General features: G+C 51.2%; 20 protein-coding genes and 1 pseudogene. 18 read left to right on the top strand and 3 right to left on the bottom strand.

The genetic code is table 11. The features are described 5' to 3' along the window. Positions 1-59 precede the first annotated feature (59 nt). The 15 genes from K1558_RS12180 (at position 60) to K1558_RS12110 (ending at position 20,728) form a co-directional block, all read left to right on the top strand. Entirely contained in the window at positions 60-5,405 is a 5,346-nt protein-coding gene (locus K1558_RS12180; RefSeq protein ID WP_238651854.1) for a sugar-binding protein, read from the top strand. Positions 5,406-5,557: 152 nt separating this feature from the next. Beyond that, a complete protein-coding gene (locus K1558_RS12175) occupies positions 5,558-6,820 on the top strand; it encodes an AMP-binding protein (RefSeq protein ID WP_238651853.1) in 1,263 nt (420 codons plus the stop codon). Beyond that, the gene (locus tag K1558_RS12170) at positions 6,813-7,319 is read left to right on the top strand and encodes a phosphopantetheine-binding protein (RefSeq protein WP_238651852.1); all 507 of its coding nucleotides are present in this window, start codon (positions 6,813-6,815) and stop codon (positions 7,317-7,319) included. The genes K1558_RS12175 and K1558_RS12170 overlap by 8 nt, the downstream gene beginning before the upstream one ends. 1 nt (position 7,320) lies before the next feature. After that, positions 7,321-8,268 carry a DUF6005 family protein gene (locus K1558_RS12165; RefSeq protein WP_238651851.1) on the top strand — a complete coding sequence of 316 codons (948 nt, stop codon included), beginning with the start codon at positions 7,321-7,323 and terminating at the stop codon, positions 8,266-8,268. After that, positions 8,231-9,607, top strand: coding sequence for a glycosyltransferase family 4 protein (locus K1558_RS12160; RefSeq protein WP_238651850.1), 1,377 nt, complete (start codon positions 8,231-8,233; stop codon positions 9,605-9,607). Before K1558_RS12165 ends, K1558_RS12160 begins: the two co-directional genes overlap by 38 nt. Beyond that, positions 9,594-11,390 carry an ABC transporter ATP-binding protein gene (locus K1558_RS12155; RefSeq protein WP_238651849.1) on the top strand — a complete coding sequence of 599 codons (1,797 nt, stop codon included), beginning with the start codon at positions 9,594-9,596 and terminating at the stop codon, positions 11,388-11,390. Before K1558_RS12160 ends, K1558_RS12155 begins: the two co-directional genes overlap by 14 nt. Next, complete coding sequence (locus K1558_RS12150; RefSeq protein ID WP_238651848.1) at positions 11,387-12,931, top strand: class I adenylate-forming enzyme family protein; 1,545 nt, start codon at positions 11,387-11,389, stop codon at positions 12,929-12,931. The genes K1558_RS12155 and K1558_RS12150 overlap by 4 nt, the downstream gene beginning before the upstream one ends. Continuing rightward, positions 12,915-13,172: an acyl carrier protein gene (locus K1558_RS12145; RefSeq protein ID WP_238651847.1), complete on the top strand. Its 258-nt coding sequence runs from the start codon at positions 12,915-12,917 to the stop codon at positions 13,170-13,172. Before K1558_RS12150 ends, K1558_RS12145 begins: the two co-directional genes overlap by 17 nt. Continuing rightward, the gene (locus tag K1558_RS12140) at positions 13,169-14,311 is read left to right on the top strand and encodes a phenylacetate--CoA ligase family protein (RefSeq protein WP_238651846.1); all 1,143 of its coding nucleotides are present in this window, start codon (positions 13,169-13,171) and stop codon (positions 14,309-14,311) included. Before K1558_RS12145 ends, K1558_RS12140 begins: the two co-directional genes overlap by 4 nt. Positions 14,312-14,315: 4 nt before the next feature. Next, positions 14,316-15,308 (top strand): hypothetical protein, encoded by a 993-nt coding sequence (locus K1558_RS12135; protein ID WP_238651845.1) that lies wholly within the window; start codon positions 14,316-14,318, stop codon positions 15,306-15,308. Next, positions 15,289-16,167, top strand: a complete 879-nt coding sequence (locus K1558_RS12130) for a sugar phosphate isomerase/epimerase family protein (RefSeq protein ID WP_238651844.1) — start codon at positions 15,289-15,291, stop codon at positions 16,165-16,167. The genes K1558_RS12135 and K1558_RS12130 overlap by 20 nt, the downstream gene beginning before the upstream one ends. Continuing rightward, positions 16,164-17,450: an ATP-grasp domain-containing protein gene (locus tag K1558_RS12125; protein WP_238651843.1), complete on the top strand. Its 1,287-nt coding sequence runs from the start codon at positions 16,164-16,166 to the stop codon at positions 17,448-17,450. Before K1558_RS12130 ends, K1558_RS12125 begins: the two co-directional genes overlap by 4 nt. After that, complete coding sequence (locus K1558_RS12120; protein WP_238651842.1) at positions 17,447-18,718, top strand: type III PLP-dependent enzyme domain-containing protein; 1,272 nt, start codon at positions 17,447-17,449, stop codon at positions 18,716-18,718. Before K1558_RS12125 ends, K1558_RS12120 begins: the two co-directional genes overlap by 4 nt. Positions 18,719-18,748: 30 nt before the next feature. Further along, positions 18,749-19,825 (top strand): hypothetical protein, encoded by a 1,077-nt coding sequence (locus tag K1558_RS12115; RefSeq protein WP_238651841.1) that lies wholly within the window; start codon positions 18,749-18,751, stop codon positions 19,823-19,825. Between the two features lie 60 nt (positions 19,826-19,885). Further along, positions 19,886-20,728, top strand: a complete 843-nt coding sequence (locus tag K1558_RS12110) for a sugar phosphate isomerase/epimerase family protein (protein WP_238651840.1) — start codon at positions 19,886-19,888, stop codon at positions 20,726-20,728. A gap of 58 nt (positions 20,729-20,786) precedes the next feature. Here the strand turns inward: K1558_RS12110 and K1558_RS33175 are convergent. Together K1558_RS33175 and K1558_RS12105 are read right to left on the bottom strand one after the other, a co-directional pair. Beyond that, positions 20,787-20,878 (bottom strand): annotated as a pseudogene (locus K1558_RS33175) (group II intron maturase-specific domain-containing protein); the annotation flags it as partial. Positions 20,879-20,945: 67 nt separating this feature from the next. Beyond that, positions 20,946-21,557: a DUF1349 domain-containing protein gene (locus K1558_RS12105; protein ID WP_238651839.1), complete on the bottom strand. Its 612-nt coding sequence runs from the start codon at positions 21,555-21,557 to the stop codon at positions 20,946-20,948. Between the two features lie 114 nt (positions 21,558-21,671). Between K1558_RS12105 and K1558_RS12100 the strand changes: the two genes are divergently transcribed. Both K1558_RS12100 and K1558_RS12095 read left to right on the top strand, forming a co-directional pair. After that, a complete protein-coding gene (locus K1558_RS12100) occupies positions 21,672-22,664 on the top strand; it encodes an ROK family transcriptional regulator (protein WP_238651838.1) in 993 nt (330 codons plus the stop codon). After that, positions 22,651-23,265: a sugar O-acetyltransferase gene (locus tag K1558_RS12095; protein WP_274528543.1), complete on the top strand. Its 615-nt coding sequence runs from the start codon at positions 22,651-22,653 to the stop codon at positions 23,263-23,265. Before K1558_RS12100 ends, K1558_RS12095 begins: the two co-directional genes overlap by 14 nt. Before the next feature lie 207 nt (positions 23,266-23,472). Here the strand turns inward: K1558_RS12095 and K1558_RS12090 are convergent, their stop codons facing one another. Beyond that, the gene (locus K1558_RS12090) at positions 23,473-24,462 is read right to left on the bottom strand and encodes an aldo/keto reductase (protein ID WP_238651837.1); all 990 of its coding nucleotides are present in this window, start codon (positions 24,460-24,462) and stop codon (positions 23,473-23,475) included. Positions 24,463-24,627: 165 nt separating this feature from the next. Between K1558_RS12090 and K1558_RS12085 the strand changes: the two genes are divergently transcribed. After that, positions 24,628-25,290 (top strand): TetR/AcrR family transcriptional regulator, encoded by a 663-nt coding sequence (locus K1558_RS12085; RefSeq protein ID WP_238651836.1) that lies wholly within the window; start codon positions 24,628-24,630, stop codon positions 25,288-25,290. The last annotated feature ends 123 nt before the right edge of the window (positions 25,291-25,413 follow it).

The following is a 25,413-nucleotide window of genomic DNA, read 5'->3' as shown; positions in this document are numbered from 1 at the left end:
CTTGGTGTTTACGATATGAGTGAGCCGTGGGTGCACGGATCGAAAAAGGAGGATTTTCATTGATATCAAAACGATTTGGCAGAGTGCTCGCGTTCCTATGCTGCTTGCTAATGGTGGCGTCACTGATGCCTGCAAGCTTTGCCTCCGCCACTGACAACAACGAATATACAGAAGCACTTAACAGCGACAGCAGTTCAACAGATCTTACAAGCTTGCAGACCAATGAAACGCCGACCGCCATATTTGGCACTCCCGAACTCGGGTCAAACGACCCGCTGTGGGCCCTGACCATGGAGCATCTCATCAACAAAAGCACTGTGCCCGGCGACCCCAGGCCCCATTCCACAGGCACAGCCAGGATCCTCTGGGACGAAGATTACCTATATGCCCGTGTAGTCGTGGAGGACAGCAATCTATATCAGGGACCCGGCAATGATTATCAGTACGACGGCCTGGAGTTTTATGCCGGCACTGGAACCCAGGGTGCGAATCAATGGCGCATCAGCGCGACGGGCGTGTTCTCAGGGCAGAACGCTCCGGGCAGAGCTGCGTGGACTGAGATTACGGACACCGGATATATCGTGGAGATGAGAATACCCAAAAGAACCTTGAACTTGCAGGCAGGCCCGTTTACCTTTGAAGTATATATCAATAACTCGTCGGAAAAGGGCGGTGACCGCTATGAAGTCGTTTCCAGTTTCGGAACGCCGGACGCGGCTTACAACAATGCTGCTTCTTTTACAAACAGCCTGAATCTCATTGCCGATAGTGGAGCGGATGACAGATTCTCAATTACCGCCACGGCGGAATCGGGCGGCCGGATAACGCCGAACGCACCCGGCAATGTTCTGAGAATAGCCAACGGCTCAGACGTGGCCTTTACGGTTACCCCCGATAACGGCAAAATTGTAGATACCGTAAAGGTAGACGGAGAGGACGCTGCTCTATCCGATGATGGCACTTATACCTTTTCAAATGTTGCCGCTAACCATACCCTTCAAGTGACATTCAAAAATGATTCGGCCGCGGAGTTGCTCCCCTTTATTGTATGGAATGACAACTTCGCCCGCGGCGAGTACACGACGGCTGTCATCATTGACTTAGGCGAAGGGAGGGCGGCGGAAGGCTCCAAGCTTAATCCGGACTTGTTTACCGTCTCGGCCAGGAACACGACCCTGAACGGCGACTCGGTAACCTTTGAAGGGACGCGCAAGATCACTAGAGTATACGCCAATGATGAACCGAAGGTGCGCGGCTATCTGGGGACGGTAAGCCATTCGCCGGATTATCAGGAGGGACTGGAGCGCGGCCGTTATATCGTAGTTGAGTTTGAGTTCTATTCAGAGAGCGGCGGCAATATCACGCTGGATGGCAACATGAACTCAACAAAACAGGTTTACAGCGTCGTCCAAAACGGGGAGCTCGTGCTGACAGAAGGAGATCCGCTGAACTACGCAGTTTTTGAACAGGACAAAGTTGTGAATCCGATCCTTGACCAATTTACAGCACCTACGGGCAATTCGGTCAATCGCGCGCTCTACCTTCACAAGGACGGAAATGGTGAGGTGTCGCGGGGCTTGCCGCTGTATGTCTATACCCACGGCATGGGACGCGGCGGCACAAGCTCTGCGACTGACCCAAAAGCGGCCATGAAATCCGCGAACGGCTCGGTCGCTCTGATGAAGAAAATGGAAAAAGATCCCGGGAAATACGCCAGCCATATCCTGAATATTTCCTATAATGGCACGAGTACTCCCTCCACCGCCAATGTTAAGAAGGTTATAGATGACCTGGTTGCCAGCGGTGCGGTAGACCCTAACCGTATTTACGCGGCGGGCTTCTCATGGGGCGGCCAGTATACGAACAGCTTAGTTAACGCTTATCCCGGCTTCTTCGCGTCCGCCGCACCTATGTCTCCGGTAAGCGGCTCACCGAACGCGAACGCCAACTACGTTCACACCAATCTGGCCTATTGGATGTTTATCAATGAGTATAACGTTGGAGTATACCAGACTAACCTCGCTAACTTCATAACGACCAATATGCCGAAAATGATCAACGCGAGAGCTTCGCGCTTTGAGAGCAATGAGGCGCTTACATGGCCTTACAATCAATATGATCAGCCGAATCAGAAGCCGAATCCGAACCATTCACCTGCCCTGAGTGATTCAGTGGCGCATGAAGTGGAAGCGGCTGTTCTTTACAATGACATAACGATGGGGACGTGGAGCATAGCGCCAACAGCGCAGTCCTCTAACCTGCCGGCTTGGAACAATGACTACACTGACGTCTTTGATTGGATGTTCGCGCAGACCGCAGCAAACCATCGGCCTGTTGCCGGATACGGTTCACCTGTACTCGGCACAAACGACAAACTGTGGGAACAAGCTGCGGCGTTTGACATCAACAACAGTAGCGCACCCGACCAGAAGATAGGCCCCAAGGCCACCGGCAAAGCCAAAGTATTGTGGGACGAAGACTTCCTGTATGCACGCGTTGTGGTTACAGACCCGAATGTGTGCACCGGTCACACGCCTGGCACGGAGTACATGACCGACAGCGTGGAATTGTATGTCGGTGACGGAAAAAACGGCTCAAACCAGTGGCGTATTGGCGCAAGCGGTATTTTCTCAGGTCAAGCCGCTGCGGGCCGCGACGGTTCAGTTACACGAACCGTCACCGGGTATATCGCGGAAGTGAAGATACCTAGAAGAACGATTGAATTCACGAGCAATTCCCCGATTACGTTTGATGTATACATCAATAACTCAACTGCTGCAGGGAATGACCGTTATGAGGTTGTATCCGCTTTAGGCAAACCCGACGCGGGTTATGGCAGTTCTGACAGCTTCAAGAACAGCTTACTGCTGCTTGGGAGCCCCACGGTAACCAGACACCCCGTTAACGCCACGGCAGGATTAAACGGCACCATCTCGCCATCCGGCTTGATTCGGGTAGCTGACGGCGGAAGCCAATCCTTTACATTCACTCCGATCGGCGGTTATGTCGTGGATACCGTAACTGTAAATGGAGAGTCTGTAGAGATTGCCAACAATACCTATACCTTGAATAACGTGAACACCGATGACAAGGTAATTCATGTTACCTTCAAACCCGATCCGGCCGCAACGTTACTTAACTTTATCGTATACAATGATAACTTTGCCACCGGAGAATTTACCACAGCCGTCATCATCGATCTGGGTGCGGGAAATGAAGCTGCGGGTGCCGGCCTTAGTTCAAGCCTGTTTACAGTCTCGGCGAGGAATACTCTGCTGAACGGTGATCTGGCCTATCAAGGCACACGCACCGTCAATAGAGTATACGTCAATGATGAACCTAGACCCAGAGGGTATAAGGGTGTGAGCCAGAACTCCCCTGATTATCAAGCTGGACTTACTAAAGGCCGCTACATCGTTGTAGAATTGGAATTTTGGACATTAACCGGCGGACAGTCCACTTTGGAAGCCTCCAAATCCACCGTCCAGAATTACAACATTGTATCCAGTGGCGATATCAAGCTTGATGGCAAGGCTGCCATTGTGAAGTCAGCTTTCGCACAGTCAGGTACCGTCAATGAAATCATCGACAAATTTGAAGTGGGTCCCAAAATTGATAAAGCGGACGCGATGCAGTATGGACTCTATATTCATAAGGACGGCAACGGCGCTCCGGTAAAAGGGCTTCCCCTATACATCTATGCTCACGGTTCTACCCGCGGCGGTACCCAGGACGGGGATACCTTTGCGCCCATCAGGTCCGCCAACGGAGCCACCGCGCTTATGAAAAAGATGGAGAAGAACGCTAAATACGCTAGTCATATCATCGCTCTGCGGGCGCAAAACAACGTTCAGGCAACACCCGCTACCTTAAAGGCCTATATCGATGATCTGGTACGTAAGGGACTTGTTGACCCCAACCGTATTTACATGGCAGGCTTCTCTATGGGAGCCGCTTATACGAATACTTTCTTGACGACCTATCCCGATTTGCTCGCAGCCGCGGCACCTATGTCTTTTCCGCCATCAATCAACGCGAAACAAGCCGAAACTCTTAAAAACTTTGCCTACTGGTCATTCGTTAACACAACTGATTCTTCAACAATAAAAACAGGGGCGGAAACATATGTAGCGAATATAATACCCCTATTGGACAACGCCAGGCACACGTTCATCGACAGAAATGAAATATTCGTTTGGCCTTATGATCAATGGACCAAGGCGGAAGCACCCGTTAATGGAACCAATTGGATTCCTTCCGGCCATGAGATGGAAGCTTCCGTTCTGTGGAACAATATTTCAGGGTACAAGGATACTTTGTCCAATGTAGGTTCCAACAAGGAGTGGAGCCTTATACCTACGGCGCAGTCCTCTAAGTTGCCGGCTTGGAACAATGACTACACTGGCGTCTTTGATTGGATGTTCGCGCAGAGAAAAACGAGCGCACCCAATCCTTCTGGTGGCAATAGCGGCAATACGGGCAATACCAGCAGTTCGGGCAATATGAGCAATACCGGCAATACGAGCACCGGGACAGTCACTGGATCGTTGAAGCCGACCTATACAGTGATCACACCGAAGGATAAGCCCGCGGTCACGGACAAGAACGGCAACACCATCCTGCCCGGCGGCGGCGAGATTGCGACCAAGGGCGGGACGAAGATTAAGGTACCCGAAGGCACGACTATAGATTCAAAAGGAAAGGTGACCCTTCCGGCGGGCAAGAGCGCCGAAGTGACACTACACGGCGGCGCGAGTGCCGGCTTAGACCAAGGCATGTCGCTGAACATCCATGAGGGTACGGAATTTGTGCTCAATGACGACACCCCGCTGGGCTTCCTCGTGGTGTCCGGCAATCCTTTCAGGGATGTCAACATGGACGACTGGTTCTACAGCTACGTAAACTCCGCCTACACATACGGTCTTTTCAACGGCACGACGTCCACGGCGTTCTCACCAGGCACCTCAATGACGCGTGCGATGTACGTGCAGGTACTGGCCAATCTTGAGAACGTCAACCGCTCCGGCTACACGAATTCCCGCTTTAGCGACGTGACGGAAGGGCAGTGGTACACGGCGGCAATCGAGTGGGCGGCCGAAAGCGGCATCGTCAACGGTATAAACGCAGACCAGTTTGCACCCAATTCACCGCTCACACGCGAGCAGATGCTGGTGATGCTGTACAATTACATGAAATACAAGGGCTATGAGATACCTGAAAGTCAATCGAAGTCCTTCGCGGACGAGAGTCAGATCAGCTCATGGGCGTTGAAGGCCGTTCAGGCACAGCAGGGCATCGGAATTGTATCAGGCAAGCCGGGCAACCTCTTTGCCCCCCAAGCCACCGCCACCCGCGCTGAAGTAGCTGCTATCTTTATAAAGTTCATCGAATATCTGGCTAAGTAAAAGCGTATACAGAAGCATGCAGACCCTTTCGGCTGGGCAAGGTCCAGCCGGAAGGGTCTCTTTTTGGCAATCCTGATTACAAGAGAAGGAAAACGTCGATTTGTGGCGAAAATACCTAAAGAAGTAATAAATTCTCATGGAAAGGAGACCCAATGTTCATAGTTAATAAAGAACATTATGACCAGCATGAACTGGAACGCCGAATAAACGCGATATACGCATTATTGGGTTCCTCTGTCTGGAAGGAACGGCGGACAGCTGTATGCATGAAGGAACCGGCGAATATTCTGGCTGCCACGGAGCTGATGATCAGGAATGAGGGTTCGGTGCTTCTGATCAACGGCGATACCCCGATTGAAAGCGCTCTCCGTCAAGCCAATGACGCAGGCTGTACGGGTCTGCTGACCGACGCAGGAGGGGGCGCCGTCTTTCACCCTCTACACTCACGACTGGATCGGATTCATGGGGAGCCGTCCTTGCTTCAATTCAGCTCCGGCACGACCGGCGCTCCCAAGCTAATTGAACGGTCTTGGTCTCATGTGCAAATGGAAATCGAGGCCTACAACAAGCTGCTGCCTTGCAGCGGGGAGGATACACCGATCATTCTGGTGCCCGTGTCCCATTCCTTCGGTTTCATAACTGGCACGCTTTCCGCACTTAAGCGCGGAGTCGAGCCGGTTATCGTGACGGACAAGAACCCCAAGTTCGCCCTGCATCTCATGCAGCAGCATGATCGCCATGTGGTGTATGCGGTGCCCTTCCTCTTTCAAATTCTGCTCAGCCTGATGAGAGAGAAGGTGCTTCTTAGAAAGCTGGTATCCTCTGGTTCCCCGATGTCTGCAGAGCTGCTGAACAGGCTTGCCGGTGCAGATGTGGAGGTGATCCAGCAATACGGGTGCTCTGAGGCGGGCTGCATCTCGCTTGGCGACCGGCCCTCCGATCCTACGGATGCCGGGATGCTGCTGGAGCATATGGCAATTGAAAGGCCCGGAACCCGGGATCAGCCGGATGAAATCATCATTGCCACAGGCGGACGCCGGATTCATACGGGAGATATGGGCTATTGGTCGGGCGGCAGGCTTCATATTCAGTGCAGGATGGATGATCTGATTAATGTGTCAGGACTGAAGGTAGCCCCCTCCGAGGTGGAGGATGTCATCCGGAGGCTGGACGGCGTTCAGGAAGCTGTCGTGCACAAGGCTCCGCATCCCGTCTGGGGGGAGGCTGTCAAAGCCCGAATTGTCCGGAAGGGCGATGCGCTGTCTCAGGAGGAGGTGAAGAGGTGGTGCGCGCGGTTTCTGCCTGCTTATAAGGTTCCGGGCTTTATTGCTTTTACGGAGGACATTCCGAAGACGAGTACAGGGAAGGTTATGCGAAAACAAATGGTAGAAGAGGAGTATGGTATTCATGGATAAGGAACAAACGGTAGCTCAATTGAGGCAGCTTATGTCCGGACAATTGGAGCTCTCTCTCCCGGACGTCATTAAAGAGGAAGACCGGCTGTACGAAGACTTAAACGTAGATTCGATCATGGTACTCCAATTGGTGGTCTACATCGAGGAAGTGTTCAACGTAACTGTGCCCGAGGAGGATTTGGATCCTGCCGTCTTCCAAACGGTCGGTTCTTTAGTCGATTTCATCCATGCCCTTAAGGAGGAACCCATCATACAATTCGTGATTGACCGGGTGGCCGATTTGACCTCCAGACCGGAGCTGGCGGAGGAATTGAATGGAGACTCCCCGCTGGAGGATGCAGGCGTGGATTCGGTGCTGCTGGTCAACCTGATGATGCAGATTGAACAGCAGTACGAGATTTTCTACGAGGACGACGAGCTTCTGCAGGAGAACTTCGCCACCGCACGCTTGATCTCACAGCGCATATTGGCCAAACGGGCCGTTCAAACCGGGGTTTGACGTGAAACAAGCCCATTGCTTTCTGAACGGACTCGGTTATGGCTTGGAGCAAGCCGGATGGGATGAACGTCCGCTCTATATCGGTGCTTGGGACGCGCCATTCAGCGTTACGGAGGACGGCAAGCTGACCTATTTCTCAGCGGACATCACACCGTCCGAATATTTGCAGATGTTCACCCGCCTGTACGGGGAAGGGGCCGTGGAGTGGTATGATTACGGGGGCGACAAGCTCGTCAACCTGAAGAAGTTTCTGGAGGTCCTGCGGCGTTATCCGGAGCTTCCTGTGTTGGTACAGCTCGACCTGTTTCATATGCCCTATCAAAAAAGAACGTTTCAAACCATGCATCAGCCCCATTTTGTCATCGTACACGGCATGCGGGGCGGTCAATTCATGGTATACGACCGCTATTTTGAGTGGGAAGGATTAGTGGCCGCGAGCCATGTTCACGATGCTTTTCTGAGCAATGAGCTGGGCGGGGGACTGCTGCTTCATCCCGAATGGCTCCATGCGCCGGACGCTCACGAGGTGGCGAGAATCTTCGAGGCTGCGATTGCGACCGATCCGGGTGAACGGTCGCTAACCGGCACGGTGAGACGGAGGATTATGCAGACGGCAGAGTCGCCCGATAGGTATCCGCCCGCGGCCTTGAAGGATGCTGTATCCCAGCTCGGCATCCTCGCCAAACGCAAATACAGCTACGGGCTGCTGTATCAATATTTTTCGGAAGCGCTTAATCAAGGCACGGAGAAGTATCAGGAGCAGCTGGAAGGCTTCATACGAATGTGGAGTACGCTCGCCTACCTGGCGATCCGTACGTCCATGCCGGGACGAACCGGGGAAACCGGACTGCTGGTGGATAAGGTGGAGCAGCTGCACAGGACGGAGCAACAGCTGAAGGAGGAATTGACCGATGTCTATCATCGCTGGAAGCCTCGATTTGCCTGCTGAGTGCAGACCCAGGGTGGGCTGCTTCGACGGCCATTCCCCCCGGTTGAACGAACGGGTGATTGATGACCAATGGACAGGGTATCTGGCTGAATATACGGAGCTCATCCGCATTCCGCCGGTGCGCTTTGCCAAGGTCTTCGGGGGTTCGCTTCGCCAGTTCTCCAAGCAGCCGGTGTCTTCGCTGCCGCAAGCATCGGAGCGGCTGGCGCGATTGTGCGAGGAATACGGAATCAATACGCTTTATGTGAACGCTCCTTATTTCATGCCTTACTTGATGCTGGTCCGGAGCTTCGCCAAGCTTCCGCTCCGCTTCATGGTGATCGCCCATTCCGTCGCATCCGCCCGTTGGCTGACCACCTGGCTGTCCTGTGCGCCTTGGATTACAGAACAGGATGTGCTGCTTGCCAGTACGGAATCCTGCAGACAGGCGCTGGTGAATATCTCCCCCCGGTATGCGCATACCCATAAGATCCCGTTATGCATCGACACCGTGCTGGCTGCGGAGCCGGTTCGGCCGCTTGCCGGTAAACGTCTGTTATCCATCGGCCGGCTGGAAGAGGTCAAGAACATTCATGTGCTCTTAGAGGCTATGGCGGAAATCAAGCAGCGGGTCCCGGACACGGTATTGACGATTGCCGGAGAATATACGGGGTCTGTGCAGGAAGCGGACCGGTATCAAGAACGGCTTGAAGCCATCGTAGCGGAATATAGACTGGAGCAAGCTGTGGAGTTTACAGGTCCCGTCCACGGGAGTGAGAAAGACCGTCTGTTCCGGGAATCCAGGCTGCTGGTCAACCTCTCCACCGATCCGGGAGAGACGTTTGGCTTCAACCTCCTGGAAGCGAAAGCCTACGGCCTTCCTGTGGTCTGCACTAGCTGGGACGGCTTCCGGGAGCTGCTTGTTGACGGCGGGGACGGTTCCTTCGTCCAGGTAGACTGGTCCGGAGAACAGCCGAAGATCGATCTGGACGGGCTGGTTCGCAGCTGCACCGGGGTTCTGCTGGATGAGAAGCTTCACGGCAAACTCTCGCAAGGCGCGCGGCTTGGCGCTCTAAGGTACGACTATCGGACCATCATGCCGCAGATCAGGAGACTCCTGAATGCTCCCCTTGGACAGATAGCGGGTGAGGCGGAGGAGACCGCCCTGCTGGAAGCTTCGATGAGCACGCTGAACGAAATCTATCATTGCAGCTTATTGGAAGCGACCGGCTGCTTGAGTGAATCGCCGCTGTCGGTTCTGGATTGGCAGCCGCCCGGTGACACGGAGGAATGGATGCGCAGGGTGAAGCCGCTTATTCAACATTTTGCCGGGGGGAGGAACCATCATGCACACGTTTAAACTCTTCCGACGTCTTGCTCCCTACGTGAAGATCAAATGGAATTTAACCTTGATCGCTTATGCTTGCACGTTCCTGCAGTTGGGACTCGTCATGCTTCAGCCCTTAATCTTCGCCTATCTGATCGACCATGTGCTGATTGAAGGAAACCGTGACCTGATTGTACCGCTGCTTAGCCTTTCCTTGGGAATCGGTGTTCTCTCCATCGTGTTCCTGTTTATCCGGGTAGGTCTGTTCCGCTATCTGGGCATCTGTAATATGCTGGATATCCGGGACGAGCTGTTGAAGCATGTCCGGCAGATCCCCATTCCGGAAATTCAGAAGCACGGACCCGGGAAATTCACGGCCTTGCTCGGGATGGATACAGCTACGATGGGAAATTTCCTCAACCACATTCTGGTCGAGATTACCTCACAGCTGTTTATGATGCTGATCTCCCTCGGAATCCTGTTCTATATGGACTGGCGGCTTGGCATCGTTGCGACGCTTAGCATCCCCTTCCTCTTATGGGTGCCAGGGCTGTTCCGCAAGCCCGTGGCGCGTTATTCGTCCGACGTTCGAACCCACAATGAAGAGATCGGAGCCTATCTCTATGAAGCGATCGAGAGCTCGCAAGAAATCCGGGCTTTAGGACTGGAGGGATGGGAACAGAAGCGGAATGAAACGATGTACAAGGGGCTGGTGAAGGCCAGCACCCGGGAAACGCTGTATGCCGTTATGTCGTTTCAAATCAGCGGTTTCGTCATTAGCCTGATTCTGGCTGCCATCTATTGGATCGGCAGCTACCAGGTGCTTGACCAAGTGATGACCGTTGGCATGATGGTTGCTTCCGTAACCTATCTGCAGAACGCTCTGAATCCGGTACAGCAGATTAACAACTTTTTCAGAGAGCTTCAAGGCGCGGAAGTTGCCATGGGCAGAATTGAGCAATTCATCCAGACCCCGGTCGATCTCTATTCGGAAAATGAGAGGAAGCAGGCTTCGCCTGCAAGGGAGCCTCGGCTTGAAGCCACCCCGTCCGATATCGAAGTGTGCAGTCTGCGCGTCGGGTACGGTGGAACAGAAATCTTGAAGGATCTATCCCTGTCGCTGTCTCCGGGCAAGGTGTATGCCTTCGTCGGGCGAAGCGGGTCCGGGAAATCCACCCTTTTCCGGGCGCTTATCGGGATGATGCCCGTTCTCGAAGGTGAAATTCGAATCGGCGGACAGAATCTGGAGGAGATGACCCGCAGCGCGATCAGCCGCAAGATTGGCATCGTGTTCCAGGAGCCTTACTTGTTCCGGGGTACCCTTATGGAGAATATTGCTGTCGGGAAGCTGGACGCGACGGAGGAGATGGTCCTGCAAGCAGCCCTGAATGCACGGCTCGGATCTCTGCTGGATCAACTGCCGGAAGGACTCCACACGAAGATTGACCATAAAGGCTTCCAGCTGTCTGGCGGACAGCGGCAGAGGCTGGCTATTGCGCGTGCCCTCTTGCACAATCCCGATATTCTTATCCTGGACGAACCGACCTCCGCCTTGGACCAGCTTACGGAGATTGAGCTCATGGATTCCATACGCCAAGTCATGGCGGGCAAGACGGTTCTCGTAGCCACCCATCGCCTGCAAACCATTATGAACGCGGACCGTATTCTGGTGATGGAGAACGGTTGTCTGGTGGCGGAAGGCGACCACGAAGAGCTCATGAAGCAATCGGCGGAGTATTATGCTATGGCATCGACCTTCGAGCGCGATGCATCTGAGGCCGGAGCGGCATCTCATAAGGAGGGGGTACTGGCATGAATGGCACAGGCACACTCAGGGAATTGTTTCAACGTGCACGGAGACATGACCGGGGAATCACTTACGCTGCACGAAGCGGCGAGTCCGATTGGACAAGCTATGCGGAACTCGGAAGCCGCATGGACCTTATCGCTGAACGGCTGAAGCAGGAGCAGCTGCGTCCGAATTTTATTGGAGCCGTCTGGATGGCTCCAACGCCGGAGTGTCTGGCTGTCATCGGGGCAGTCATTTTGGCGGGAGGCATTCCACTCCCCATCCACAGCTACATGCCGGGACAGGACATGCTTCGCCTCATCCGCAAGTTTGAACCCGAAGCTGTGTTCGTCTCGGAAGAGAAGCTTCCCATCCTTGCGAAATGGAACATGCAAGGGGAAGAGCTGCCATTCTACCTGTATGCAGGTACGGCAAGCGGACCGGTTACAGGAATCGGCGCCGCTCCGCGGCCAGTACGCCGGTACACGCCGCCAGAGGCCGTGCGTATGATCTTCCTCTCCTCCGGTTCAACGGGAGAGCCGAAGGGGATCATGCTGAGCGACCACAACATGCTGTCCAATGTGGAAGCGATCCTGGACTACACGACGCTGTGCGACAAGGACACCGTTCTGCTCTCGAAGTCACTGGGGTATTGCTCGACCATTGTCGGGGAATGGTTTGCCGCCATGGCCTCTGGAGCCAATCTTGTTCTAAGCGGGGGCTTCGTGCATCCCTTCGAGATGATCCAGTGCGTCCGTACGAACAAGGTGACCTTCTTATGCACGGTGCCCTCTGCGATCCTGCCTCTGATCCATTCCGCCAAATGGGCGGCGGCGGATCTGCTCACGCTCCGGCAGATGCTCATTGTCGGCGGCCCGATGCCTGACGTCATGCTGCTTCGTCTGGCTGACCGTCTGCCTCACGTGCGGCTGACGCCCTCCTATGGACTGACCGAAGCCTCTCCGCGCGTCTCGTATTTGCCCTACGCTCAGTTGAGGACGAAACCGCAATCCGCCGGGATACCTATTAACGGCGTTGAGCTGGCCATCGTTCAGGACGGAAGGGAGGCGGCAACAGGGGAGAGTGGAGAGGTGGTCGTTCGCGGGCCGAATGTGATGATCGGCTATTATGACGATCCGGACCGCACCCGCGAGATCCTAGGCCCCCTCGGCCTGCATACCCGGGATACCGGATATCTGGACAAGGATGGGTATTTGCACTTGACCGGGCGAACCGATAATGCGCTCCTTGTCGGGGGACACACGGTGTACCCGGAAGCGGTCGAAAGCGTCCTGTTAAGCTTGCCTGGAGTGGCGGACGCTGCCGTGTCGGCCGTAGAAGACCTTCAATGGGGACATCGTCTGATTGCTGTAGTCGTATCCGATGCTTCCCCAGAGCCTGTCAGTAGCCCGGAGCTGCATGCCTGGTGCGTAAAGCGGTTATCCCCGGCCTTGCGTCCCAGGGAATTCCGCTTCGTTACGGCTTTGCCCAGAACTGCCAGCGGAAAGCTGGACCGCAAAGCCCTGAAATCAATGGTGAAGGAGGAAGAGCATGTCCACCGAGCATGAAGATCTAATCTTTAAGGTGAGAGATACGATAGCCGCTGTGGCCAAGAGGCTAACCAGCGAGGTCGAGCTGGACCATGCTTTGGTAGATGATCTGGGAATCGACTCCATTCAGATCCTGGAGCTGCTGGCGGCTCTGGAGGATACATTCGGCTTTGAGCTGGAGGTGGACGATATTCACCCGGAATCGTTCCGAAGCGTCCAGGCCGTATTGCATTTTGTAGAACGCAAGGTGGCTTCATGATAGTGTTCACTCCGGGCCATTTGCAAGAGCTGGCCGGCGAATTGTGCCGGACGTACCCGTTTTATAGCCCTTATACGGACGTTGATTTCCATCAGCTGCCAATTACAGACAAGCACTTGATCGCAGGCAACCGCACCCTGTTCGAACATCCCGAGGCAAGACGGGGGATCGAATCGTTCACCTCGGGAACGACCGGAGTGCCGTTCCGCTGCGTGAAAACCCCGGAGGAGAGTTGGAAGCTCTCGCTGACCCTGTATAAGCATAGAAAAAAGTGGGGGCTGCCGTCCGGGCACCGGATGCTGCTGCTGAGCAACCGTCTGCTGGCGGAGCCCAGGTCCCTTAGACATTATGCAGAGCTGATGATCAGGGAAGATCCTCATTTTATCCAGGGGAGAGCTTCCGCTCTCTGTGCATTGGCCGAATATATGCGTGACGGGGGATATTCGTTGCCATCTTCGCTCCTGTTTACCCAGAACTGGGGCGAAACGCTGCATGGCTACCAGAAAGAACGGATCGAGAAGGTGTTCCGCGTTCCATGCGTAGACTATTACGGTTTGGAAGAGTTCTGGTGTATCGCGTTCGCAGGCCAGAGCGGCCAACTGGAAATCGATGAGTCCGCCGTATATGTGGAAATTATCGATCCGGCCTCCGGACGCCATGTAGAGGAGGGGGAATTCGGCGAAGTGCTGGTGACCTCGCTGATCATGAGGAGTCTGCCTTATGTCCGTTACCGGACAGGGGACATCGGAAATATGCGCAGGGACCCTGATACCGGCCGTCTCCTTCTGGGGCTGCTTCCCGTCCGAACCTCCCAGATCCGGCTGCCCGGAGCGCAGGTGCATTCCGCCGTCTTCCGGTATTTGGACAAGTTTTTTTGGGAGCTTGCTGCAGCCCGAGGCGTCCGCCAATTTCAGATCGTGCAGAATACATTCACTTCTTTTTCCGTCCGGCTGGTGACTGAAGCCCCGCCAAGCGAGTTCGGGGACGTGCAGACTAAGCTATCCGCTTTTCTTCACCAAGCGGCGGGCAAGCCGGTGGAATTGTCCATAGAAACCGTCTCAAGGCTCGAAGCCGATCCGGTCAGCGGCAAAATACCGTCCTTTGTCTGCCGTATTCCCTCAAATGAAGAAGGAGAATGAAGAGATGAAGTCTCATACGGATACGCCGGTTGCCAAACCGGAAATGATGAAGCTGGCGGCGATGGAATGTGCAGCTTCCTGCATCATGACCCACTTATACCGGTCCGGGGCCAACCCTGATCTGTTTCTGCTGGATTACTGGAATGTCAATTATGTTTCGCGCATTATTACGGCGAGCCAGCATGTGCGCTTGAACAAGAGCTTGCCCTTTCTGTACGGCATCCATCTGGTTTACAAGGGAGCTGGACCTGAGGCGCTAAAGCAGTCTGTTCAGTCAGGGAACCGCGCGGTAGTGAAATGCCGCCCAGCCGATCTGGATTTTTTCCCTCCCGATATGCTGAGCATGGCGGAGAGCGGATTCGAGCATTATATCCTCGCAGACAGCTTCGATGAAGCGCGTAACGCCTTCAGAGTATTCGATCCCATTGTCGGTTTCAACGGACTGCTGACCGGAGAAGAGCTTATGCGGGCATCGGCGGAGCCGGAAGAGGACGAAATCATTTTCTACGAGCTTCAGCCGGATCAAGCAGGGAAGATGTTCGAGTCTCCCGGCAAGCGTGATATCTTCGCCTATGCAGCCAAGCGAAACTACGAAATGTATGTCCGTGCTCAATACAGCTCGGGAACCGCCGCATTGGACAGCTTTGCCCGGGATTTGCAGGAATCTCTAGCCTTCAGCCCGGAACAAACCTCGAACTGGCTGAGCCAGAACTCGATCGCCATTGCTTCCATAACCAAGCTCCGGTCTTCCATATGGAATAGCTTTGCCCAGCTGGGCGTGATGGACAAGGGGCAGACGCTGGAAGGGGCGAACCGGATCAGCGGGATCGTGAAGCTATGGACGACACTGAATTTCCTGCTTGTGAAATACCGCAAGCACATCGGGGACGAAGCGCTGCTGCGTTCGGCTCTGGCCAGGCTGCGGGAAGTCCGGGAGGCGGAGCTTCAATTTCTGGCGTGGATGAATGGAATAGGCGGTGATTGGACTGCGGTATAATCTATGCACGATTTCTTTTCGGCACGAGCTGGTATCCTTCCAGGAGCTGCTCCGTTATGCTCTTGATACGGGCTTCAACGGTATAGAGCTGTGGGGCGTACATGCCAAGGCTTTGCTTCGCCAACGGGGACAGGAGCTGGGAGGTATGCTGGACGAAATGTTCAGCTACGGGCTCGAAATCAGCATGCTGAGCGATTATATCCCTCTCATGGGGAATATCCCGATGGACGTTCTGCTTAAGGAATGGCAGGACACCGTACAGGCGGCCAAAGCCTTCCACACCAATAAGCTGAGGATTTTCGCCGGAAGCCTGAGCAGTCAATCTCTTGATGAGCAGGACTGGGAGCTTTGCACCAAACGTCTAAATATCCTTTGCGCCGCAGCAGAGAGGGAAGGGGTCTATACCGTGGTTGAGACTCATCCGGGAACCGCTGCCGACGGCTTGGATTCCACACTTCAACTGCTCAGGCAGACCAACCACCCTGCCTTGAAGCTGAATATGGACTTTCTGCACATGTGGGAATCGGGCGCTGATCCCCTTGCCGCCTACGAACGCTTGAAGCCATGGATTGTCAATATCCATCTGAAGAATGTGGAAGCCCGGCAATGGCTCGAAGTATTCTCTCCTGACAATGTCTATTCTCCGAGCGGCAGCCGCAGAGGTATCGTACCCTTGGCCGATGGAGAAATGGACTGCCAGGCCATAATGAAGCACCTTATCTTGGACCCTACCCGAGCCCCGGTATCTCTGGAATGGTTCGGAGCTATACCCTTTCAAATCTTAAAGTCGGAGCTAAGCTGGCTTAAAGGGCTGGAGTCCGATCTCAAGCCGGAGAAAGTGGAGGTGAAGGGAACATGAATAACGCACCTTATGTGGAGCATCTGACCGGAACGCGCGCACCAAAGCTCTGGTACTCCAATATTAATTGGGAACAAGGCAAAGCCGCGCAAGAGATTCGCTTGCCCCATATTCACAATGCGTCCGGAGACCGGCTCGTATCGCAAATGGATCTCTACCAAATTTATCTGGCTGACCGGGATGATCTTGTTCTCTTGAAAGAGGCTCCGGATCCTGAATTCCTAGCTTATTTGAAAGAAGAGAAGATAGCACTACCATCCATCGCGATTGGCGCACGGTCTGAATATACGGGTGAGTTTCGCAACCGGATTGCTGTTCCTTACTTGATGGACGAGCAGGAGGAGCAGTTTCTCAAGGAAAACGGAGGGAGGTGGATCGGCCCGCCAGCCCGATTATCCGTGGAACTGAACAGCAAGATCGCAACGCGTAAATTATGCGAAGAAATCGGCTTTCCAGTCAGCGACGGCAGGATATGCGAGGGGCTTGACGCGATCCGCCGTACTTGCGCCGAGTTGGAGGCACGGCATCCTGGAGCCCGGCTGGTTGTAAAAACCGCTTACGGTTCTTCCGGTAAAGCGCTGTTCCATATCCATCGGGGCGCGGATTTGGAGATGCTGCTTGGATATTTAGAGAGGCAGATTTCGCGGGGAGGCGGGCAACAGGTGGTGACGGTGGAACGCTGGCATCAGGTCGAGCGCCATCTGACGGCACAGCTCTGGCTGGGGGGAACCGATTGCGATATCCTGGCTATGACTGAGCAGAGGATTACGGATGCAGGAGTGTACAGGGGGAGCCGTCTGCACCCGGAACTGCCTGAAGCCTTGATCACGGCTTATACCGAACAGCTGCAGCAGCTGGGTACATCTTTACATTCCCGGGGCTACGAGGGTTTCATCGGGGTAGACTCCATACTGGATGAAGACGGAACGTTAATACCGGTTATTGAGATCAACGCCCGTCTCACCATGGTCACGTATTTGCTAAAGCTTCGCAAGCACTTGCTCGAACGCGGGTTTCCTAGAATAGAGACTCAATCCTATGATTTCAAGCTCCACCCTGAAGCCCAATTTGCAGAATTTGCCGAAAAGGTGACATCAATAAGAATCTCTGCCGGACAAGGCGGGGTATTCGTGTATGGTTTCCACCTTGATGGGGGAGCGGCAGACCGTATCCGGCCTTGCAGGGTCTCGACTCTGAGCTGGGGGGTGGACGATGAAGCGGAGAAGCTTGCCCGTCAAGGGCTGGAGGAAGCCATCATGGAATGGAGGGGAGCTGTCGTATGACTAGAGTTTCACAACGGCTGTCTAATCAGCAGGAAGTGGGCCAACCCTTTTGGCTGGAAGCAGCCGAGACGTTTGGATCACCCGTTTATGTATACGACGAGGAAAAGCTGGCCTCCGATTATTTTTCGCTGCGGGACGCTTTACCCCAGGATGTGACGCTATATTATTCCATGAAAGTCAACCCCAATCCGGAGGTATGCCGTCTCATACACGGTTGGGGTTCGCCGATTGAAGTCGCATCGGTTGGGGAATATGAGATAGCCCGCTCTAACGGGGTACATCCGCACAGCATCGTGTTTACCGGACCGGGCAAAAGCGCGGACGAGATTCATCATGTGCTTCGCCATGGGATCTACGCGATTAATGCGGAGTCCATCCCGGAGCTATTCGTCATTCACGATGAAGCTGTTGCGCTGGGTATGGCCGCTCCCGTTATGTTAAGGATCAATTTGTCTACTGGAGCCAAAGGCTCGCGTATGTCATCGGTCGGACTTGCCTCCCAGTTTGGCATCGACGACAGTGAAATGAATGAAGCGGTGCAAACCGCCATTACCCTTGAAGGGCTAGAGCTGATCGGATTGCATACGTACCAGGGCACGCAAAATTTCCACCTCGACTTTTACCGGGAGAGCGTTCCGATGATGTTCGGTCTCACCCGGCAGGTGCGGGACCAATTCGGCCTGCAGCTTCGCTGCTTAGGTCTCGGCGGCGGTTTCGGCGTTCCCATGTTTGAGGGCGATGAGCCGTTTCCTGTCGAAGCTCTCGGGGCGTATCTTGCCGGGGAGTTAGAGCGCAACCGGGATCTGGAATTGGACATGGTATTCGTAGAATCAGGCCGGCGGATTGCCGCAACGATGGGGATATATGCGGTCAGAGTGCTGTACACCAAGCTCTCCAAAGGCAAAGCCTTCGCCATTGTCGATGGGGGAACCCACCATAAGGCTTTTTCCAGCCTGATGGGACGAAGCTTCAAGCAGCCTCTGCCTCTTCAGCTTTGGAAGGCGGGGGAGCGCAGGCTATACGAATCCGGTGAAGGAGAAGGCCGAATCTCCTACAATGTGTGTGGTAAATTGTGCACTCCGGCAGATGTGCTGCAAGGCAGCGTCATGCTCCCCCCGCTAGAGCCGGGGGATTGGATCGCGTTTCCCCATATGGGGGCCTATGGCTTAACCTGCGGCAATGTTCATTTTCTGTCTCATGCTCTTCCGAAGGAAGTGATTCTCCGCCCTGACGGTACGTTAAGTGATGTGAGCTGGCTATCCACCTAATCAGTGAGTTCATCATAGGGAGTTGACCATGTGACACCTGCCCATCGGATTGTGCCATATAACGACATATGGCTTGATTGTGTCAATAATAACTTGATGGCGATTCTCATTAGTCATCATTCATCGTTCGAGAAGCTGCCTCTGACCTTTAAAACGCAGTACTGGAAAAAACTCATCAACCAGACATTCCCCGAAGATAATTTTGAAAGCTTGCTTCAGCAAGGATTAATGCTGCCGAAGGTTCAATATGACACGGAACAGCTCTATCATTATCTTCGCTTTGAGGATCAGCTTATTGAGCAATCGGATCTCCCTTTCCTGGATGAGATGATTCAAGGGGCTTTAGACAAGCAGAAATATGTCTTTCTTGATGTGGACCGCTTTTTTTATTCCAGTGGAAGAGAATCCGGGAAAATACATTTTATCCATCCGACCTTTATTCATGGAAAATGTGCGGGTGGGGCGGCATACACAGTCATTGAAGATTGCTTATCTCCAGGGCGGATGCACGATTATCAAACTCCGCTTGAAGTTATTATGGAATCTACCCAATATCTGATTGCAAGCGGCAGAAAAGTCAGATTCATAATGGTGTCTGTGCATGAAGGATCGATCAGGAATTTTAACCATGAATTTTCAATACAGGACTCGTTTATCTCAGAACTCAGAAGCAACCTATTGGAGGATAAAGTCGTTTTGCTTGAGCAATATGGTCTTCATTATCAGTTGGGACTACAAGCGTTGACCGATTATGTAGAGGAATTCGAAGAACTTGTAGGTCATTTGAATGATACTAGCATATTTGCCTTGAGAAGCAGTTCTTTTGCACAAAATCATAAGAAGAATAACAGGCTTTTCAAGTTACTGGAAGATCAATCGTCACATACAAATCTCTATAAGAAGTTAGCAGAACAAAGCATGGAGCTAAGTCGTTTATGGGAAATTTATAGAACGACGGTTATTAAAATGATCGCCTCTAATAATCGTGATCATGATCAAGCGATCGTAAAACTCGAAGAGATTGTGAAGAAGGAATATAACATGGTCCAGACGATGAAAATGGCAAATGAGGTTAGCAAATCTTGCGCCGGTTCAAGGAACAAGTGATAATGAAGTCAGACTAATGGATACTGACTGAAACTTCTGTTCATTGAGGGGGATTATGAAATGCTGAGAGGTTTGACCTTAAGCGGTCTGGGGGCAGTGGAAAGTGACGAGCGATTCATCGAACTGGCCGGCAACGGCGGTTTTCAGGCGGTTGACCTGGATGCCAGAGGATTGATACAACGTCTGGGAATTGACGGGGCCCGTGCGATGCTACAGCAGCACGGCATCGTGATTGGTGCAATAGGTTTGCCTGTGGAATGGAGAGCTGATGAGGACCGGTTTCGGGCAGGGCTGACCGGCTTAACTGAAGCGGCTGCTGCTGCACGTTCGCTCGGCTGCACACGCTGCTGTACTTACATCCTGCCATCAACCGACGCCAAACCTGCCCACTTTTTAGCAGTTGCCACCCGGCGCCTGCGGGTCTGCGCGCAAATACTGGGTGCCTATGGTATCAGGCTGGGACTGGAATTTGTCGGACCGCATCATCTGCGGACAGCCTGGAAATACCCCTTCATCTGGACGATGGAAGAGACGCTGGACTGGATAGACGCGATCGGGGAGCCGAATGTCGGTCTGCTGCTGGATGCGTTTCATTGGCACACGAATGGCCAGACTCCAGGTGACATTGAGCGGCTGCAGGCGCAGCAAATCGTTCATGTGCACATTAACGACGCTCCGGATATACCTCTGGAGGCTGTGCGCGATAACGGACGTCTGTACACCGGGGAAGGTGTCATCAATCTGGAAGGTTTTTTAAGAGGACTGCAGCATATTGGTTATGACGGAATCGTATCCCAGGAGGTTCTGACGGCAGATAAGCCGAAAGATAAGCCGGAGCAGCTGGTTCTCCGCTCCAAGGCAGGGTTCGACCTTGTATTTACCGCTGCCGGACTCCCGGTGTAAGCTCCCGTGCTCTAACACCACCGTACATGCGGGTCCGCATATGGCGGTTCCAAAAAGGTTAACAAAGCTCCAGGTACCGTGAAAGCAAACTTTCAGCCCTTTCGCTTCCCAGTAGGAAGCCGGAAGGGCATTGTTGGTGTTCCGGGACATTTATGATTATTATTAAGTATGTGTTGTATATGTCATAATATTTACTTTATGATAATTAATTTCTATTTTAATTTTCGGTTATTGGAGGATCGGTATGAATATCTTCATCAGGATCATTGATAACCCAATTTGTAAAGGTAACCTTAAATGCATCACTAGTAGGTGCGCACAGGAAAGGCCCAGCATGATTGCCTTCCGAATAAGGAAAACGTGCAACACGAATAGTATGCCAATGGCTATCTTGGGCACGAGCCCTAATGATAACGGCATCTTTGTACACCGAAGCACGAATAGTCACTTTTTTTTCACTCCAATTAGCTGGCAACGGGAATGTAGACCAATCAGAAAACTCATCGGTAACAACTGCTCCGATATGCGGAACCCCGTCGGTAACTTCAATTCCGGCCTTGATCCACTGATTTGGAGAATGCCATAACATAATACCTGCCTGATCGTAGAGTTCTGAGAAGCCTTCAAACATGAAAGTCACTTCCATCGCTTGTCCAGTATCCCAGGGTATCAAAAGTGCATGTCCATTGTCATGCTGGAATTCATACATTGTTTTTTGCCAATAGTCACTACCTTTCAATGCTTCGACAACTAAATGGCTGTCTGTTTCACTTGAAGATTTAGGTTCAGTGGTCCAACTGCCCTTTTGCCATGAGATGTGCTGTGTCATAGAACGTTTCCTTCTTCCTACAGTTATTTTGAGCGTCCTTGGTCATATAATACTTGATTTAACGTAATTATTACAAGTATTATTATAATATCTATAATTATAGAAGGGAGGGCATTGATTATTCGCGATAATTCAGAAGTTCGAAAACATAACAAGAAAAAAATTCGCCAAGAACTTCGTAAGAATATAACCGCCTCAAAACAGCAAATGTCAAATATGACTGGCTTGAGTGTCGCTACCTGCAATACACTTCTAAATGAAATGGAGTCCGAAGGAGAAGTTGTTTCTGAAAAAACCTTGACAAGTAAAGTTGGACGTTCAACATCTATTTACTCACTAAACGAATATTATGAACTTTATTTATGCCTAGAATTTTCTATGGTCAAGACAAAACGGGTGCTTACCTGGAATGTTATGACAATATATGAGCATGTGTTGGAACGTAGCGTTGAAACCCATGATTTTTTAGACGAATCTATGCTTTTAAAAGTCATTGCCGATATTAGACTTAAATATCCGCGTATCTGTTCAATTAGTATCGGTACACCGAGTATTGCGGAACATAACATCATTAAATACTGCGATATCCCGGAACTTGAAGGCAGCAGTTTTGTTAAGGAACTTTCACTTCCAGTAGCAATGGAAAACGATATGCATCTGAAAGCATACGGCTATTTTAAGGCAGAATGTATTGAAAATGAGATTGTTACCCTTGGTTTATTCTCAGAACATCTTTTGCCTGGGACAAGCACAATTGTTAAAGGACATATTATTCGCGGAGCTAATCAGATTGCTGGACTTGTCGGCTTCCTTCCCTTTGGGATTTCAAGAGAAGAATTAAAAACCAAATTCTCCTCTGATTCTCACTTGGAATTTACTGCTAAATCAATTGTATCTATTATTGTAGCGTTAAATCCACACAAAATGGTTTTGTGTGGTGATTTATTGAATTTGCAAGAAGTTGAGTTATTAAAGACAACATGTGCTAATAGTATTCCTGAAGAATATTTGCCAACATTTGTGTATGTAGAAGATATGGAAAAATACTATGTCCGGGGAATGTTTCATCGGGCGTTGGAGGTTAGTGAAGGATATGAGCATCACTGAAAAAGAGAAAGCAAAAAAAGGGTGGTTGTACGATGCTAATTACGATCCGGAACTACTCAAAGAAAAAGAGAAATGCCAAGATTTATGTCATGACTTTAATCAATTAAAACCATCAGAAACGAAAAAGAAACGAGAAATTTTAGCTGAAATTTTGGAAAAGATACCTGAGAATTTTGTCATTACTGCTCCTTTTTATTGTGATTTCGGTTATAACATTGAGATAGGGGAAGGGTTTTTCTCTAACTTTAATTGTACTATCCTTGATGGAGCTAAAGTAACATTCGGGAAATATGTATTTATTGCACCAAACTGCTGCTTTTCAACAGCGGGACACCCACTTGATTCTGAACAAAGAAATGCGGGGCTTGAATTTGCTTATCCAATTACAGTTGGCAATAACGTATGGTTCGGTGCTGGGGTTACGGTATTACCGGGAGTAACTATTGGAAATGATGTCGTTATTGGTGCGGGCAGCATTGTTAATAAGGACATTCCTTCCGGTGTGATTGCAGTAGGTAATCCTTGTAGAGTGCTTAGAGAAATTACGGAAGAAGACAAAAGAAAATATCACAAAAGCGAGACTTCGTCAGGGCAATTGTAAAAGGGCATTTCCCATCAGGAGTGTAATGTTTAATCTCTTTCAGTAAACCAATAAACAGGTTAGCATTAGTTCCGAGAATTAATCATGAGAAAAACCGTTGAGCTCCATTGCTCAACGGTTTTTTGATGGCTCCGACAGGCGATATATGTGAACCGCACAGCAGAGCCCAGCACAACGTTTTTTCATGCTATACAAGATGTAGTACTCTTAATCAGTTGTGAAAACACCCAGCATGCTCTCCGGATAGCGGCTGCCGGCTGATCCATTCGGAATGATCTCTGCGATAGTTTGTAAATCCGCTGTGGTCAGATCCACATCTGCAGCACCGGCATTTTCAGCTACACGCTTAGGACTGCGTGAGCCTGGTATCGGTACAATTTGCTCATCCTGCGCCAAGATCCAGGCCAAGGCAAGCTGGGCAACGGTGATATTTTTGCTTGCAGCAAGAGCCTTTAACTGTTCTACTGCACGCTTGTTGTATATGAAATTCTCGCCCTTCCAGCGCTCATCAATGCGGCGATAATCGTCCTCAGCATACTCCTCAGCAGGTTTGACTGCATCTGTCAGGAAGCCTCTGCCTAGTGGGGAGTAAGGTACAAGACCGATCCCCAGTTCTTGAAGTGTAGTTGTAATCTTTCGTTCATCCAGTTCCCGCTCGAAAACGGAATATTCACTCTGCAATACGGATACAGGAGTGACAGCATGCGCACGACGAATAGTTGTAGAACCGACATTGCTGAGCCCAAAATATTTAACTTTCCCTTCCTTAATCAGGTCACCCACGGCTCCTGCTACCTCTTCAATAGGAACATTAGGATCTGGTACATGCTGATAAAATACATCGATATAGTCCGTCTGGAGATATTTCAGGCTTTTTTCAGCTACTTTTTTGATATTCTCGGGTCTACTGTTGAATCCAGAGCCGAAAGGCTCAGTCTCCATGTCTACGCCAAACTTTGTAGCCAGTATAACCTTATCACGGAAGCCCTTGATTGCCTTACCCAGAACCTGCTCATTGTGCCCTGCACCGTAGACCTCGGCTGTGTCGAAGAAGTTAATCCCTACATCAAAGGCTTTTTGGATAGTCTTGATGCCATCTTCATCCGTAGTAGGGCCGTAAGCCGTGGAAATCCCCATGCATCCAAAGCCAATTGCTGATACTTCCAAACCTTGTCCACCTAATTTGCGATGTTTCATAAATTGATTCTCCTTTACTTTATGATTAGTGTTGCTGCGAGAAGAGAATACCACACAATGATTACAAAGTAAACAAATTAAGATTACTTTGTATACTTTGTAATGTTTCGTGTGTATTTTTCATGTATTGTGCAGTATAATAGCGATGATGAGGGAGGTCCTGAAATGAGTGAAAAAGAGATAAGTGAACGTCGTAATGAGAATCGAAACAAAATTATAGAAAAGCTGCTATCCTATGTACGAAAGAATGGGTTCTTATCGTTGACGATGGATGAAATATCCAAAATTTCCGGTGTCAGTCGTGCCACTTTATATAAATATTTTTCTACAAAGGATGATATTATTGAGTTTTTGGTCCACGCATTTGTGCTAAACATTGAAGAAGTGATCGATGAAGAAGGGGCGACAAGACTGGGTATCCGTTTTCAGGAGATATTCGAAAAATCGGTTATGTTAAGAGAATTTTTGACCCGAATCTTCTTGCATGATCTGGAGCAAGGCTATCCTGATCAATATGAGCTGCTGAAGCAGACGATGAAACGTAGAGATGAACAGCAGCTTCGCTTTTATGAAGCAGGGCAGAGTCAAGGTGTTTTCAATCCTGTTAGTGGCCAGCTCATTGCATTGCAGGATGAAATATTGTTGTATATGCTAGATGCTCAATTTTTGCTGGAAAATAATTTAACTGTTTATCAAGCGCTATACGATTATTATCAACTTCGAAAATTCCAGTTGTTCCGAACGGAAAAACTTCACCTTGTAGATGATCAAATATTTCTGCCCAAACTGGAGTATATGGCTCAAAAAATTACGAGAAACCTGTTCTGAGATTTTGTTGTAAAAGAAGGTGTCGACTGCATTCTGTCGGGACCTTCTTTTATTGTATGCGCGCCCAGAGGCACGCATTATCTAGTTGGTGAAAATCCAACCAAAGGAGGGACCAAGCCACCT

This window comes from Paenibacillus piscarius (assembly GCF_022234545.1).
In the GTDB taxonomy this organism is placed as follows: domain Bacteria; phylum Bacillota; class Bacilli; order Paenibacillales; family Paenibacillaceae; genus Paenibacillus_AQ; species Paenibacillus_AQ piscarius.
Note: the sequence above shows the minus strand (reverse complement) of the source record. Positions and strands in the feature narration are given on the sequence as shown.